We start from the raw sequence: 15374 nt of genomic DNA on the forward strand, positions 1-15374 counted from the left end.
GTCGTCGCCGGCACCGTGGGTTCGTCCCGCCGCCCGGCGCGAGGCGTGCAGCAACCGTCCGCGCGAGGCGAGTCGCCCGGACGAGACGGGATGGGGGCGTCCCCACGGGGGTGGCCGCACACGCGGCCACCCCCGTCGTCATCTCCGGGCCGGGCGCACGCGTCCCGGCAGGACGGGCGGGGCCGGTGCCCGGAGCGCCCCGGGGCCGGTCGACGTCGCGGCGTCGCCGCGCTGGGTCGGATCCTCGGCGTCGCCGCGCTGGGTCGGATGCTCCGCGTCGCCGCGCTGGGTCGGATCCTCGGCGTCGCCGCGCTGGGTCGGATCCTCGGCGTCACCGCGTCGGCGCGACGTCCGGGCGTCACCGCGCCGGTGCGACGTCGTCCAGCACCATCTCGGCGTAGCGGAACGGCTCGCCCGTGCTCGGGTGCCACATCGCGGCGGCCGCCGACGGCAGCCGGCGCCCGTGGTGCACCGCGTAGCCGTCCACCGGTGTCGACCAGCGCTCGCGTGTGAACGACCGCCCGTCGCGCGTGGCGCGGAAGCGGTCGTCGGAGACGAAGTCCACGAGGTCGCCGTCCTCGTCGAACTCGAGCACGGCCCGCACGGAGTGTCCGCCCTGCCGGTACGTCCCCCGCACGCGGCGCGCGTCGAGCTCCTCCCACGTCACGGGTGCGGCGAGCAGCGCGGACGGCGCCATCAGGCAGAGGTCGTTGAACAACGTCACCGTCTCGCTCCGGTCCATCGCCGGGCCCGCGCCGCGCAGGACGGGGACGGCGGAGAGCAGGTCACCCCGCATGGTGGCCCTGCCCTCGGTCAGCACGTGCAGCACGTCGACCGGGAGCCCCGCCGCGGTGGCGTCCAGCAGGAAGTGCCGGGTGGGGCGGGGGCCGGCCGTGTCCACCTGCTCGCCGGTGAAGGTCATCCACCGGTCGGACGGCCCGCTGCGGATCCGGCCGTGCAGCGTCACGCGCACGGCGGTCACCGGCGGGCGACCGACGCTGCCGGTGCGCCGCAGGTAGCGGGCGACGGCGGCCGGGAGCGTCGCGAGGTCGTCCACGGTGACGGCGCCCGCCCGGTCGGCGTCGGCCCGGACGTCGGCTGCGGCGAGGGCGGCCGCGACGCCGCGGCGGTACCGCGCGCGGGCGGACCAGTGCCCCGTCGCGCACCACCCGTGCAGGACCGCGATCCCGAGCACGACGTTCGCGAGGGTGCCCCAGCGGGCGTCGCCGTGCGACACCACGAGCACCTGGGACGCCACGACCGCGACCGCGCCGGTCCGCCACCAGGTCGGCCGGTCGGCGATCAGGGCGGTGCCGGCCCCGATGAGGAGCACCGCCGTGGCGAGCCACGCGAGGCCCTCCGCCGACCCGACCGCCGGGGGTGCGGCGTCGCCGGCCAGGCCCGGACCTCCGGGTGTGGCGGCGAGCACGAGCAGGTGCGCCGCGCCGTGCGCCACCGCGAGCGCGCCCACGGCGAGGCGGACAGTGCTCCTGGGTCGGCCGGTCACGCGGGGGTCCTCCCGTCGGCGAGCGCGGCGAGGCACCGGCCCACGAGGTCGGCGAGCCGGGCCAGGTCGGCGTCGTCGAGGCCGGCGAACGCCCGCGCGACGAGCTCCTGCTGCTGGGCGACCGCGGCGGGGGAGTCGAACAGCTCGGCGACCCGCGGTGTGGTGCGCAGGCGCGTGGCCCGGCGGTCCGCTGGGTCGGGGACCAGGTCCACCAGGCCGCGACGCTGGAGCTGGAGCGCGATCTGCTTGACGTTCTGCCGCGAGGTGCCGACGACCTCCGCGGCGCGCGTCAGCGTCGGGTGCTCGCCCGGGAAGGCGCGCACGAGCACCGCGAGCAGCAGCCACTGCCGGCTCGTGACGCCGTAGCCGGTGAGGGCCTCGTCCGTGTGGCGCGTCAGGTGCTGCCCGAGCACGAACAGCGTCCCGAACAGCTCCGCCTCGTCTGCCGCGCGCGTCATGTGCGTAAGGTATTACGGATCGCGCGGGTCTCGCGGGGGACGGAGGTCCCTCCGCGGGACGTCCCGGGGCCGGGACGGTGTTGCACCGGGTGCGGCGCCGGTCCTACCGTGTCCCGGTCGTCCGGGAGGGCGCGGCGCCCGCCGCCGTGCCGGCCGCACGACCCGGACCTGCTGGAGGCCCTCATGCACTGCCCGTTCTGCCGCCACGCGGACTCGCGCGTCGTCGACTCCCGCACGTCGGACGACGGTCTGTCCATCCGCCGACGCCGGCAGTGCCCGCAGTGCAACCGCCGGTTCACGACGATCGAGACGGCCAGCCTCTCCGTGGTGAAGCGGTCCGGGGCCACGGAGCCGTTCAGCCGCGAGAAGATCGTGAACGGCGTCCGCAAGGCGTGCCAGGGCCGGCCGGTGAGCGAGGACGACCTCGCGCTGCTGGCGCAGCGGGTCGAGGAGACGCTGCGCGCGAGCGGGTCCGCCGAGCTGGACGCCTACGAGATCGGCCTCGCCATCCTCGGGCCGCTCCGCGACCTGGACGAGGTCGCGTACCTGCGCTTCGCGAGCGTCTACCAGGCCTTCAGCAGCCTGGACGACTTCGAGGCCGCGATCACGGTGCTGCGCGCCGAGAACGAGGTGGCGGACGCCGCGCGTGCCGCGGGGGCCGCCGCGACCGGCGAGGGCGACGCCCCGGCCGCCTCCTGAGAGGGTCGGTGCGGCCGGCGGGGTGACCTCCGGCGCTGCGACGCCCGGCCCCGTCGCCGGGCGTACTACGGTCGGTCGGGTGATCCCCACCGACCTCTCGCTCCTGCACGTCCCCGGAACCCCCGCGCTCGGTCCGGACGGCTCGTACGCCGTCGTCTCCCGCACCGCGCCCGACCTCGACCTCGACGAGTACACCGGCCAGCTCTGGCGGGTGCCGACGGACGGCTCGGGCGAGCCGGTCCGGCTCACCCGCGGACACCGCGACACGGACCCCCGGGTGTCGCCGGACGGGCGGTGGGTCGCGTTCCTGCGCGCCGAGCCGAAGGGCCGTCCCCAGCTGCACGTCGTCGAGGCGGCCGGCGGCGAACCCGTGCGGCTCACCGACGCGCCGCTGGGCGTGCAGACGTCCCGGTGGTCGCCGGACGGGTCCGCGCTCGCGTTCGTCGCGCGGGTGCCCGAGGAGGGCCGGTACGTCGCCGGCGAGGACGCCGGTGCCGAGCGGCCGCGGCACATCACGACGTTCCCGTACCGCAACGACGGCGTGGGCTTCACCCGGGACAAGCGGCGGCAGCTCTTCGTCGTGCCGGTGCCGGCCGACCTGCCGGGGCGCAGCACGCCGGCGGCGGGCGACGACGCGGCCCGCCAGGTCACGTCCGGGGAGCTGGACGTCGAGCAGGCCGAGTGGCTCCCCGACGGGCGCCACGTGGTGGTGGTGGCGGCACGCCACGCCTCGCGCGACGAGGACCTGCGCGCCGACGCCGTGGTGGTCGACACCGCGGAGGGTGCGGACGCGGCGCCGCGCGCGCTGACCGACGCGGACGCCGGCAGCACGCTGGCGGTCTCGGCCGCGCTGCCGTCGCCCGACGGGACGACGCTGTGGCTGCTCGCGCAGGACATGGGGACGTCCGGGAGGGACTTCGTCGCCCGGCAGACGGGCCTGTACCGGCTCGGCCTGACCGCGGGCGCGGACGGTGACGCCGGCCCCCGGGCGGACGGGCAGCCGCAGCGGCTGACCGACGACGAGGCCGTCGACCTGGACCCCGGCACCTTCGCGGTCACGGCCGACGGCGTGCTGGCCGGGGTGCTCCACCGGGGGACGGTGCTGCTGCGCGAGCTGCGCGCCGACGGCTCCGCGCGCGACCTCGTGACCGGGGAGCTGGCGGTGCACGGCGTGGCGGCCGCACCGGTCGCGCCGGTCGCGGTGGTCGCGGCCGCGGGCCCGCTGACGTCCGGGGACCTGCACGCGGTCGACCTCGCGTCCGGTACCACCCGGGTGCTGACCGACTGGTCCGCGCCGCTGCGTGCGACCGGGCGCGTGCGCGCGCCGCGGGAGCTGACGACCACGGCGCCGGACGGCTACCCCGTCCACGGCTGGGTGGTCACGCCCGACCCGGAGCGGTTCGCCGGCCCGCACCCGACGATCCTCATGATCCACGGCGGCCCGTACGCGCAGTACACGGTCGGGCTGTTCGACGAGGTTCAGACGCTGGCGGAGGCCGGGTACGCCGTCGTGTACGGCAACCCGCGCGGATCGGCGGGCTACGGCTCCGCCCACGGCTCGGCGATCCGGCACGCGTTCGGCACCGTCGACACCGACGACGTCCTGGCGCTGCTCGACGCCGCGCTGACCGACCCCGCGCTGGACGGCGGGCGCGTGGGCGTCATGGGCGGCTCGTACGGCGGCTACCTGACCGCCTGGCTCACGACGCGGACGGACCGGTTCGCCGCGGCGATCGTCGAGCGCGGCTTCCTCGACCCGGTGAGCTTCGTCGGCTCCAGCGACATCGGCTGGTTCTTCGGGCTCGAGTACCTCGGCGACGGCGACACGGACGAGGAGCGCGCCGCGGTCGCCGCGCAGTCGCCGATGGCGCACGTCGCGCGGGTCACGACGCCCACGCTGGTCATCCACTCCGAGCAGGACTGGCGGTGCCCCGTCGAGCAGGGTCAGCGCTGGTTCGTGGAGCTCAAGCGGCGCGGGGTCCCTGCCGAGCTGCTGCTGTTCCCGGGGGAGGGCCACGAGCTCACGCGGTCGGGCCGGCCGCAGCACCGGCTGGTGCGCTTCGAGCACGTGCTCGCCTGGTGGGCCGCGCGCCTGCCCGTCACCACGGCCTGACGGCCCGTCGGGAGCCCGGCCGGAGCCCGGCCCGACCCCGCGAGGTCGTCACATCGGTCCGAGGTCGTCACGCCCACGTGACGACCTCGGCCGGGAGTGACGACCTCGCGCGGGGTGCGGCGGCGTCGTGCCGGGACGGGTGCGGCCGGGTGTCAGGCCGGGGCTGCGGCCGCGAGCAGGTCGTCGCGGACCACGCGGCGCAGCACCTTCCCGATCTGCGAGCGCGGCAGGTCGGTGAGGATGACGATCTCGCGCGGGACGGCGTACCGCGCGAGCCGCTCGGCGCACCACTCGCGCACGGCCTGCAGCTCCACCTGGGCGTGCCCGAGCTCCATGACCACGGCGGCGACGACCTTCTCGCCCAGGTCCCCGCCCGGAAGCCCCACGACGGCGACGTCGCGCACACCGGGCATCGTGCGGAGCTTGTCCTCCACCTGCGACGGGTACACCTTGAACCCGCCGGTGACGATCATCTCCTTGATCCGGTCGACGAGGACGACGAACCCGTCGTCGTCGAGCCGCACGACGTCGCCCGTGCGGAGCCAGCCGCCCGGCAGCAGCTGCCCGGCGGTCTCGTCCGGCCGGCCCCAGTAGCCCTGGAACACCTGCGGCCCGCGGATCAGCAGCTCGCCCTGCTCGCCCGGCACCACCTCGCGGGTCGGGTCCTCCTGGTCGACGACGCGGACGTCGGTGCTCGGGAACGGCAGCCCGAGGGCCCCGGGCCGGCGCGCGGGGGACAGGGGCGAGCCGAGCGCGACGGGGGAGGTCTCGGTCATCCCGTAGCCCTCGATGACGAGGCCGCCGGTGAGGCGCTCCCACCGGGCGGCGGTCTGCGGCGACAGCGACATCGCGCCCGAGATCGCGTACCGGAACGACGTGAGGTCCGCGGACCGTGCCTCGGCGGCCGCGGCGAGGCGGTCGAGCATCGGGGGGACGGCCGGCAGGAACGTGCCGGGCCGGCGGCGCTGGGCCGCGAGGACGGCCTCGGGGTCGAACTTCGGGAACACCACGAGCGTCGCGCCGACGCGGGTGGCGTAGGTGAGGCAGAGCGTGAGGCCGAAGGCGTGGAAGAACGGCAGGACGCCGTAGATCGTCTCGGTGCCCGGCTCCGCGCCCGTCCACGCCTGGCCCTGCACCGTGTTGGCGACCAGGTTGCGGTGGGTGAGCACCGCGCCCTTCGGGGTGCCCGTCGTGCCGCCGGTGTACTGCAGCAGCGCGACGTCGTCGGCCGTGGGCAGCGGGTGCGAGGACGGCAGCGGCGAGGCCGCCGCGACCAGGCGGTGCCACACGGGCGTGCCGGCCGGTGGGGTGGCCCGCAGCGCGTCGCGGGTCCGGCGGGCCGCCGGCAGGGGGAGCCGCAGCGCGAGGCGCTTGGCGGCGGGCAGGTCGGCGGACACGTCGACGGCGACGACGGTCCGCACGTCGGTGCCGGGCCGGGCCTCGAGCGCCGCGGCGACGGCCTTCTCCCAGACCAGCGCGACGGTGGCGCCGGAGTCGGCGAGCTGGTGGCCGAGCTCGGCGGCGGTGTACGTGGGGTTGTGCTCGACGACGACGGCGCCGAGGCGGAGCGTGGCGTAGAACGCGACGACGTGCGACGCGCAGTTCGGGAGCGCGATCGCGACGCGGTCGCCTGCGCGGACCCCGAGGTCGTGCAGGGCACCGGCGGCGCGGGCCACCTGGTCGGCGAGCTGGGCGTACGTGGTGGCCGCGCCGAGGAAGTCGAGTGCGACGCGCTCAGGCCAGGTGGCGGCGGAACGCTCCAGGGCTGCCGTCAGCGGCTCGTCGGGCACGGTCACCTCCGGGGGGACCCCGGGGGCGTAGGAGGCGTGCCACGGACGGGAGAAGTCGCTCACGAGCACACCGTAACCTACGCAGCCGTAAGTTACGCGGGCGTAGCCTCAGGCAACCGTGGATTCACAGGTTCGACGACCGCGAGCCCCACAGGTTGATGCCCGCGTCCACGGCGTGCCGGTCGATCTCCGCGACCTCCTCGGCCGTCAGCGCCGGCCCGCGGACCGCGGCGAGGTTCTCCTCGAGCTGCTCCGGCGTGCGCGCGCCGAGCGCCACCGACGTCACCCGGGGGTCCCGCAGCACCCACGCGATGGCGAGCTGCGCCAGCGACTGCCCACGCGCGTCGGCCACGGCCGCCAGCGCCCGGACGCGCGCCAGGTTCTCGTCGCTGAGGTACTCGGGCCGCAGCGGGCCGCCCCGGGCCGCCCGGGAGTCCTCGGGCACGCCGCCCAGGTACTTCCGCGTGAGCATCCCCTGCGCGAGCGGGGAGAAGGCGACGACCCCGAGGCCGGCGTCACCGGCGACGTCGAGCAGGCTGCGCCCGCCGGCGGCGTCGTCGGGCTGCTCGACCCAGCGGTTCAGCATCGAGTACGACGGCTGGTGCAGCGCCAGCGGCAGCCCGATGCCGTCCGCGACCGCCAGGGCCTCCCGCGTGCGGCGGGCGGAGTACGACGAGATGCCGGCGTAGCGCGCCCGCCCCGAGTCGACGGCGGTCTTGAGCGCCCCGATCGTCTCCTCCAGCGGCGTGGCCGGGTCGAACCGGTGGCTGTAGAACACGTCGACGTGGTCGACGCCGAGCCGGCGCAGCGACTGGTCCAGCGACGCGAGCAGGTACTTGCGGGACCCGAACTCCCCGTACGGCCCGGGCCACTGCCGGTAGCCGGCCTTCGTGGCCAGCAGCAGCTCGTCGCGGTACGGCGCGAGGTCCGTGGCGAGCAGCCGGCCCACCGACTCCTCGGCGGCACCGGGCGGGGGACCGTAGTTGTTCGCGAGGTCCAGGTGCACGACGCCGAGGTCGAACGCCCGCAGCACGAGCGCGCGCTGGTCGGCGAACGGCGTGCCGTCGCCGAAGTTCTGCCACAGCCCGAGCGTCACCGCGGGCAGGTCGAGCCCCGTGCGGCCGGCGCGGCGCAGGGGGAGGCGGTCGTGGCGCTCGGGGTCGGCGAGGTGCATGCCCCCGACCGTAGCGGCGCCCGCCTCAGTCGACGACGCGCAGGCGGATCGTCTCCGGCCGCGACCGCAGCGCCGCCACGACGTCGGGCTCCACGGCGACGGCGTCCGTCACCACGTAGCCGACCTCGCCGCGGGTCGCGAGCAGCTGGCCCTCGATGTTGGCCCCGTGCTCGGCGAGCGTCTGGTTGACGGCCGCCAGCACCCCGGGGACGTTGCGGTGCAGGTACGTGAGGCGGTGCACCCCGGGCCGGTGCTCGAGGGTGAGGTTCGGCAGGTTGACGCTCAGCATCGTGGTGCCGGTGTTCATGAAGTCGCGCAGCTTGTTCGACACGAACTGGCCGATCGCCTCCTGCGCCTCCTCCGTCGAGCCGCCCGTGTGCGGGGTGAGGATGACGTTCGGCAGGCCGCGCAGCTCGGACTCGAACGGGTCGCCCTTGCGCTTCGGCTCCACCGGGAACACGTCGACGGCGGCGCCCGCGACGTGGCCCGACAGCACCGCGTCGCGCAGCGCGCCGTAGTCGACGACGAACCCGCGGGACAGGTTGAGGAACACGGCCCCGGGGCGCATCCGCGCGAACTGCTTCGCGCCGAACAGCCCGGCGTTCCCGCTGCGGCCGTCGACGTGCAGCGTGACGATGTCGGCGACGTCCAGCAGCTCGTCGAGCGTCTCCGCGCGCCGCGCGTTGCCGAGCGCGAGCTTCTCCGCGGTGTCGTAGAACACGACCGACATGCCGAGGTTCTCCGCCAGCACGGACAGCTGCGTGCCGATGTTGCCGTAGCCCACGATGCCGAGCGTGCGGCCGCGGACCTCGTGCGCGCCGTCCGCCGACTTGTTCCAGACGCCGTCGTGCATCGACCGGTCGAGCACCGTGAGGCGCCGGGTCAGCGCGATGATGTCCGCCAGCGCGATCTCGACCACGGACCGCGTGTTGGAGAAGGGCGCGTTGAAGACCGCGACGCCGCGGGACGCCGCGGCGTGCAGGTCGATCTGGTTGGTGCCGATGCAGTACGCCCCGATGGAGACGAGGTCGGACGCCGCGTCGAGCACGGCCTCCGTCACCTGCGTCTTGGAGCGGATGCCGAGCAGGTGCACGCCCTGGAGGGCCTCCACCAGCTCGGACTCGTCGAGCGCGCCGGAGCGCGTCACGACCTCGTAGCCGGCGGACTCCAGGATGGTCCGGGCCTGGGGGTGCAGGTTCTCGAGCAGCAGGGCGCGTGGCACGGACCCTATGGTGCGCCTCGGCGTCGCACGCTCCAAGCCGGTCCCGGTCCTCGGACACGCACCCGGGTCCCCGGCCCCGCCCGCCGTGGGGCGGGCGGGGGTCTCAGGCCTCCCAGCCCGCGGGCAACGGGAGCGCGTGCACGACCCGCAGCGCCTGCGTCGGGCGCGTCATCGCGACGTACAGGTCCCCGGCCCCGCCCTTGAGCACGTCCGCCGGCTCGACGAGCACCACGACGTCGAACTCCAGGCCCTTGGCCTGCGTCGGCGTCATCAGGGTCAGCGGCGCGTCGAGGTCCGGCGAGCCCGCGCGGGTGGCGCCCGCCCCGGGGAGCGCGTCGGCGAGCGCCGGCAGCGCCTCGGGGGCCGCGATGACGGCGACCCGCCCGGCGCCGGACGCGTCGCGCACGTCGGCGAGGGCCTCGGCCGCGTGGCGCGCGACCGCCTCGGCGACGCCGCCGGCCTCCACCTGCTCGGTGCGCAGCGCGTCGTCGACGTCGCGGGCGGACGTCGCGGGCGTCAGCGGCAGCCCCGCGGCGCGCCCGACGCGCTCGGCCGCCACCGCCACGGATGCGGGCGTGCGGTAGTTGACGGTGAGCTCGGCCAGGCGCCAGCCGCCCGCGAGCAGGCGGTCGAACGTGGCCGCCCAGTCGCGGGTGCCCGCGGCCGTCGACGTCTGCGCCACGTCGCCGACCACCGTCAGGGACCGGGTGGGCACGCGGCGCAGCACCATCCGCCACGCCATCGGCGACAGCTCCTGGGCCTCGTCGACGACCACGTGGCCGTACGTCCACGTGCGGTCCGCCGCGGCGCGCTCCGCCGTGGTCAGCGCCGGACCGGTGGCCGCGAACCGGTCGGCGAGCAGCTCCGCCGAGACCAGGCCGCCGCCGGACTGCTCGAGCACCTGCCGGGCGTAGTCGAGCTCCTGCGCGCGCTGCGCGGCGTCGTGCTTGGCCTGCGCCCGCGCCGCCTGGTCGTCCTCGCCGAGCAGCTCGGCCGCCTCGTCGAGCAGCGGGACGTCCGCGGCCGTCCACGGGGCGTCCGGCTCGCGCAGCAGCGCCGCGCGCTCGTGCGCGGACAGCTCCGGGGCCGCCGCGTCGAGCCGCGCCGGGCGGCTCAGCAGGGCCGACACCAGCCCCTGGGGCGTCAGCGGCATCCACGCCAGGTTGAGCGCCACCCGGATCTCCCGGGTGGTGCGCAGCTCCTCGATGATCTCGCCGCGCTCGTCCGGGGCCACGGACCAGCCGAGCTGGCTCACGTACTGCTCGGCCAGCCGGCCCAGCATGTCCCGGACGAACGTGACCCTCGCCTGGTTGTGCGGGCGGTGGCCGCGGCGGGCGTGCGCGATCGCCGACCGCACGTCGGACGGCCGCACCACGACGGTCCGGCCGTCGATCGTCACGGACGTCGGCCGGTCGGGGACCCGCTGCCGCTGCCGGACGGCGCGCTCCACGATCCGGCGCCACACGAGGCGGCCCTTGATCTCGGCGACGGCGTCGTCCTCCTCGCCGGTCGCCACGACGCCGGGGAACAGCTCGGCGACCGTCGTGGACACCACGCCGGTCTCGCCGAGCGAGGGCAGCACCTGGTCGATGTAGCGCAGGAACGTGCGGCTCGGTCCCAGCAGCAGCACGCCCGAGCGCTCGAGCGTGCGGCGGTGCGCGTAGAGGAGGTAGGCGGCGCGGTGCAGCGCGACCGCGGTCTTGCCGGTGCCCGGACCGCCCTGCACGACCAGCGCGCCGGCGAGCTCGGCGCGGATGATCGCGTCCTGCTCGGCCTGGATCGTCGCGACGATGTCGCCCATCCGCCCGGTGCGGCGCGCGGCGAGCGCGGCGAGCAGGGCGCCCTCGCCCGACAGCGCCCCCAGGCGCTCGGCCGCGCCGTCGTCCGCGAGGACCGCGAGGTCGAGCACCTCGTCCTCGAGGCCGGTCACGCGGCGGCCGCGCGTCACCAGGTGGCGGCGCTGCACGACCCCGTCGGGCCGCGCGGACGTCGCCCGGTAGAACGACTGCGCCGCCGGCGCGCGCCAGTCGGTCAGCATCGACGCGTGCTCGTCGTCGTTGAGCCCGATGCGGCCGATGTAGCGCCGGCCGCCCTCGGCGAGGTCCAGCCGGCCGAACGCGAGCCGGTCCTCCACGGCCTCCAGGCGCGCGAGCCGGTCCTCGTACAGCGTCGCGAACGCGTCCCGCTCGGAGCGGTTCTGCGGCGAGCCCGACGGCCCGACGCGCCGCACCTCCGCGAGGCGCTGCCGCGTCTGGTCCCGCAGCTCGTCGAGCCGCGCGTAGAGCCGGTCGACGACGTCCTGCTCGGCGGCCAGCTGCGCCTCGATCCCGGTCACCGGTGCTCCCGTCCGTCGTCCCTCTGCGCCGTCCTCGGTCCCGCCCCGCACGGTCGTCGCGCGCACGCCGTGCACGCCCGCGCGACGGGTTCCCGGCGCGAGCGGCCGTCCATTATCCGCCATCGGGGAGGTCGCGTGTCACCGGCGACCGGGGGACGTGCGAGGACCGGCTACGACGGGCGGCGGCTGTCCCCCCGGACGGGGCCCGCGGCCGGACGGCGGCGTTCGCCCGTGGCGGACGCGGGGCGTGGGAGGCGTGCGCGGGAAGCAAGCGCCGCCGCACGCTGTTGACGTGCACGGAGGGCTGTCGACCCCGACGCCCGGCAGACGTCATCCAGGAGGACCCATGCTGGACCCGAGCGAGATCTACGCCGTCGACCCGGCGGTCGCCGCCGAGGTCGAGGCGCGGAGCGCCGGCGGCAGCGGGCCGGTGCTCGTGCACGCCGTCCGCGGCTTCGTCGACGCCGGCGGCGCCGGCCGGCTGGCCGCGGAGCACCTCACCGAGCAGCTCCCCACGGAGCGGCTGGTCACGTTCGACGTCGACCAGCTGCTCGACTACCGCTCCCGGCGCCCGACCGTGACGTTCGAGGGCGACCACTGGGGCGAGTACGACGAGCCGGAGCTCGCGGTCGACCTGGTGCGCGACAGCGGCGGCGTGCCGTTCCTGCTGCTGCACGGCGTCGAGCCGGACGTGCAGTGGGAGCGCTACGTGGCCGCCGTGCGGCAGATCGTCGAGCGCTTCGACGTGCCCCTGACCGTCGGCCTGCACGGCATCCCGATGGGCATCCCGCACACCCGGCCGATGTCGGTCACCGCGCACGCGAACCGCCCCGAGCTCGTCGCGGGCCACCCGTCGTGGTTCGGCACGGTCCAGGTGCCCGCCGACGCGAGCTCCCTGCTGGAGATCCGGCTGGGGCAGAGCGGGCACGACGCCATGGGCTTCGCGGTCCACGTGCCGCACTACCTCGCGCAGTCGCCGTACCCGCAGGCGTCGATCACGGCGCTCGAGCACGTGCAGCGCGCGGCCGGGCTGGAGATCGACCTCGGCGCCCTGGTCGAGTCGGCCGAGGAGACGCGGCTCGAGGTCGAGCGCCAGGTGGCCGAGTCCGAGGAGGTCGCGGCGGTCGTCCACGCGCTCGAGCAGCAGTACGACGCGTTCACGCGGAACATCGGCCGACCGAGCCTGCTGGCCGAGAGCGCCGAGCTCCCCACCGCCGACGAGCTCGGCGAGGAGTTCGAGCGGTTCCTCGCGGAGCAGCGCGGGGACGGCACCGGCCTGTAGGCGCCCGGCGCGCGCCCGTCCGGGACGGGCCCCGCAGCACGGCAGAATGGTCCGACGTGACCTCCGACCGCCGCGCCCTCGTCGTCTGGGGCGTGGCGGTCGCCGCGTACGTGGTCGCGGTGATGAACCGGTCGTCGTTCGGTGTCGCGACGATCGAGGTCACCGAGCTGTACGGCGTGTCGTCCGCGCTGCTCGCGACGATGGCCGTCGCACAGCTGGTGGTCTACGCGCTGCTCCAGGTGCCCGTGGGCGTGCTGCTCGACCGCTACGGGCCGCGTGTGCTGGTCGCGACCGGCGCCGGCGTCATGGCGCTCGGGCAGGCGGTGCTCGCGCTCGCCCCGTCGGCGGGCCTGGTGCTGGCCGGCCGCGTGCTCGTCGGCGCGGGGGACGCGCTGACCTTCGTCTCGGTCGTGCGCCTGGTCCCCGCGTGGTTCGCCGTGCACCGGGTCCCCCTGATGACGCAGCTCACGGGCAGCCTGGGCCAGGTCGGGCAGGTGCTGTCCGCGGTCCCGCTCGTGGCGCTGCTGCACGCGCAGGGGTGGCGGACGACGTTCCTGTCGGTCGCCGCGGTGGGTGTCGTCGCCTGCGTGGCGGTGCTGGCCGTCGTGCGCGACGCCCCCGCGCCGGCGGCGGAGCCCGCGGGCCGCGGCGGGCGGCGCGTCGGCCTGCTGAAGCGCCGGCGTGCGGCACGGACGAGGCCGCTCCGGCAGCCGGGCGCCCTGCGGGCGGTGCTGCGCGACCCGGGTGCCCGGCTGGCGTTCTGGATGCACTTCTCCGGGCAGTTCAGCAACCACGTCGTCGTGCTGCTGTGGGGCTACGCCTTCTTCGTGGAGGGCCAGGGCAGGACGCCGGGGGAGGCGAGCGCCCTGCTCACCGTCAACGTGGTCGCCGCGGTCGTCGCGGGGCCGCTCGTGGGGCTGCTGGTCGGTCGGCACCCCCGCGCCCGCACCCCGCTGGCGGTCGGCACCCTCGTCGCGGTCGGCGTGGCGTGGCTGGCGGTGGCGGTGCCGTCCCGCCCCGTCCCGCTGGGCGTGCTCGTCGTGTTCGTGGTGGTGGTCGCGGTCGGCGGCCCGACGTCGCTCGTGGCGTTCGACGTCGCCCGGTCCTGCACGCCGCCCGCGCGCCTCGGCACGGCCACCGGCTTCGTCAACACCGGGGGCTTCGTCGGCGCGCTGGCGACCATGCTGGTGGTCGGCGTGGTGCTCGACCGCGTCGGCGGCGAGGTGCGGGACCTCGAGGCGTTCCGCGCGGCGTTCGCGTGGGTCGCGCTGCCGTGGGCCGTGGGGATGCTGGGCATGCTGCTGGGCCGCGGCCCGGCCCGTCGCGCGCACCCCGGCCTGGCGGTCTAGCGGGGTCCGTCCCGGACGCCGACCACCCGGTCGGTGTGAGCATCTCGTGATCGGACCGTGACCGGATCGTTGTCGAGGAGGGGCCTCGGGCCGGGGAAGAACCATGGCGCGGCGCTGACCTGCGTGAGAGGATCGGCGTGTTGCAGTGACGTACTGACGCTTGACCGGCGCCGCCGGGAGGACCCCCCGGGGTCGCCCGCACGGCACCTTCCAGCCATCCGGCTGGTCCACCCGGTGCAGGACGCGGGATAGGCATTGCGGCACGGCGCGGGGCACGAGGTCCCGCACCGTCACCGGATGGACAGAAGGACAAGAACATGGCACAGGGTGCTGTCAAGTGGTTCAACGCTGAGAAGGGCTACGGCTTCATCGCCCAGGACGGCGGCGGCGCCGACGTCTTCGTCCACTACTCGGCCATCGACTCCCAGGGCTACCGGAGCCTCGACGAGGGTCAGCGCGTGGAGTTCGAGATCACGCAGGGCCCGAAGGGCCCGCAGGCGGAGAAGGTCCGCCCGCTCTGACCCACGAGGTCCGGTCCGGCCGGGCGGGCTGACGCCCGCACGGACGACCTGACGACGAGGCCGCACCCCCGAGCGGGGTGCGGCCTCGTCGTGCGTGGGGGACCGGCTACAGGTCCACGCCCGGCTCCGGCTCGACCTCCGGGGCCGCGTCCCGCAGCGGGGCCGCCCGCCCGGTGAACGCCAGGAGCTCGTCGCCGTGCAGGAGGCGCGCGGGCACCGGGAGCGACCGCAGCTCCCGCGCGAGGCCGGGGTCGGCGAGCAGCTCCGGGTCGTCGGTCGCGGCGAGCACGACGTTCCCGTACCGACGGCCCCGCAGGACCGCCGGCTCGGCGACCGCCGCGACGTGGCGGAACCCGGTCGCGAGGGTCGCGGCCTCCGCGCGGGCGAGCGTGAGCGGGGGGCGGTCGGCGCAGTTCACCAGGTACAGGCCGCCCGGCCGCAGCACCCGCACCACCTCCTGCACCACCTCCTGCGTGGTCAGGTGCGCCGGGGTCCGGTCGCCGGCGAACACGTCGCGCACGACCACGTCCGCACCGGCCGCGGGCAGGGTGGCCAGCTCGGCCCGGGCGTCGCCCGCCCGGAGGCGCAGCGCGGGGGAGCGCGGCAGGTCGAACCAGTCGCGCACGAGGGCGACGAGCACCGGGTCGAGGTCGACGGCGACCTGCCGGGCGCCCGGGAAGCGGGCGTCCACCCACCGCGCCAGCGCGCAGCCCGCGGCGCCGAGGTGCACGGCCCGCACCGGCCCGGTGCCCGCCGGGAGGCGGTCCAGCACCGCCGCCATCTGCTGCATGTACTCGAACTCGAGGCGGGACGGGTCGGCCAGGTCCAGGTGCGAGCTCGGCACGCCGTTGACGAGCAGCGTGACCGCGTCGGGGTCGTCGGGCGAGCGCACGAGCTCGGCGGTGCCGGTCGCGATCGGCACCG

General features: G+C 76.2%; 12 protein-coding genes. 5 read left to right on the forward strand and 7 right to left on the reverse strand.

The window, feature by feature from the left end:
- Nucleotides 1–358: 358 nt before the first annotated feature.
- Both P9841_RS18555 and P9841_RS18560 read right to left on the reverse strand, forming a co-directional pair.
- Nucleotides 359–1507 (reverse strand): DUF6544 family protein, encoded by a 1149-nt coding sequence (locus P9841_RS18555; RefSeq protein WP_283320035.1) that lies wholly within the window; start codon nt 1505–1507, stop codon nt 359–361.
- The gene (locus tag P9841_RS18560) at nt 1504–1965 is read right to left on the reverse strand and encodes a MarR family winged helix-turn-helix transcriptional regulator (RefSeq protein WP_283320036.1); all 462 of its coding nucleotides are present in this window, start codon (nt 1963–1965) and stop codon (nt 1504–1506) included. Before P9841_RS18560 ends, P9841_RS18555 begins: the two co-directional genes overlap by 4 nt.
- Nucleotides 1966–2148: 183 nt before the next feature.
- Between P9841_RS18560 and nrdR the strand changes: the two genes are divergently transcribed.
- Together nrdR and P9841_RS18570 are read left to right on the forward strand one after the other, a co-directional pair.
- Nucleotides 2149–2664, forward strand: coding sequence for a transcriptional regulator NrdR (nrdR, locus tag P9841_RS18565; protein ID WP_283322018.1), 516 nt, complete (start codon nt 2149–2151; stop codon nt 2662–2664).
- Nucleotides 2665–2743: 79 nt separating this feature from the next.
- A complete protein-coding gene (locus tag P9841_RS18570; RefSeq protein ID WP_283320037.1) occupies nt 2744–4777 on the forward strand; it encodes a S9 family peptidase in 2034 nt (677 codons plus the stop codon).
- 152 nt (nt 4778–4929) lie between these two features.
- On the opposite strand, the gene P9841_RS18575 is transcribed toward P9841_RS18570, so the two are convergent.
- From P9841_RS18575 to P9841_RS18590, 4 genes are all read right to left on the reverse strand, one after another.
- Nucleotides 4930–6630, reverse strand: coding sequence for an AMP-binding protein (locus P9841_RS18575; RefSeq protein WP_283320038.1), 1701 nt, complete (start codon nt 6628–6630; stop codon nt 4930–4932).
- Nucleotides 6631–6691: 61 nt separating this feature from the next.
- Complete coding sequence (locus P9841_RS18580) at nt 6692–7741, reverse strand: aldo/keto reductase (RefSeq protein WP_283320039.1); 1050 nt, start codon at nt 7739–7741, stop codon at nt 6692–6694.
- Between the two features lie 25 nt (nt 7742–7766).
- Nucleotides 7767–8963, reverse strand: coding sequence for a phosphoglycerate dehydrogenase (gene serA, locus P9841_RS18585; RefSeq protein WP_283320040.1), 1197 nt, complete (start codon nt 8961–8963; stop codon nt 7767–7769).
- Nucleotides 8964–9066: 103 nt separating this feature from the next.
- Nucleotides 9067–11298 carry a HelD family protein gene (locus P9841_RS18590; RefSeq protein WP_283320041.1) on the reverse strand — a complete coding sequence of 744 codons (2232 nt, stop codon included), beginning with the start codon at nt 11296–11298 and terminating at the stop codon, nt 9067–9069.
- A gap of 346 nt (nt 11299–11644) precedes the next feature.
- On the opposite strand from P9841_RS18590, the gene P9841_RS18595 reads away from it, so the two are divergent.
- From P9841_RS18595 to P9841_RS18605, 3 genes are all read left to right on the forward strand, one after another.
- Nucleotides 11645–12580, forward strand: coding sequence for a proteasome assembly chaperone family protein (locus P9841_RS18595; protein ID WP_283320042.1), 936 nt, complete (start codon nt 11645–11647; stop codon nt 12578–12580).
- Between the two features lie 56 nt (nt 12581–12636).
- A complete protein-coding gene (locus tag P9841_RS18600) occupies nt 12637–13929 on the forward strand; it encodes an MFS transporter (RefSeq protein WP_283320043.1) in 1293 nt (430 codons plus the stop codon).
- A 317-nt stretch (nt 13930–14246) separates the two neighbouring features.
- Nucleotides 14247–14450, forward strand: coding sequence for a cold-shock protein (locus P9841_RS18605; protein ID WP_146952335.1), 204 nt, complete (start codon nt 14247–14249; stop codon nt 14448–14450).
- Between the two features lie 106 nt (nt 14451–14556).
- On the opposite strand, the gene P9841_RS18610 is transcribed toward P9841_RS18605, so the two are convergent.
- Complete coding sequence (locus tag P9841_RS18610) at nt 14557–15372, reverse strand: spermidine synthase (protein WP_283320044.1); 816 nt, start codon at nt 15370–15372, stop codon at nt 14557–14559.
- Nucleotides 15373–15374: the final 2 nt, after the last annotated feature.

The organism is Cellulomonas sp. ES6, from assembly GCF_030053835.1.
GTDB lineage: Bacteria > Actinomycetota > Actinomycetes > Actinomycetales > Cellulomonadaceae > Cellulomonas.

What these genes read in the sequence shown, in the direction of transcription:
- P9841_RS18560 (WP_283320036.1), bottom strand. Translation starts at nt 1,965, where the DNA reads ATGACGCGCGCGGCAGACGAGGCGGAGCTGTTCGGGACGCTGTTCGTG.
- P9841_RS18580 (WP_283320039.1), bottom strand. Translation starts at nt 7,741, where the DNA reads ATGCACCTCGCCGACCCCGAGCGCCACGACCGCCTCCCCCTGCGCCGC.
- P9841_RS18595 (WP_283320042.1), top strand. Translation starts at nt 11,645, where the DNA reads ATGCTGGACCCGAGCGAGATCTACGCCGTCGACCCGGCGGTCGCCGCC.
- P9841_RS18605 (WP_146952335.1), top strand. Translation starts at nt 14,247, where the DNA reads ATGGCACAGGGTGCTGTCAAGTGGTTCAACGCTGAGAAGGGCTACGGC.
- nrdR (WP_283322018.1), top strand. Translation starts at nt 2,149, where the DNA reads ATGCACTGCCCGTTCTGCCGCCACGCGGACTCGCGCGTCGTCGACTCC.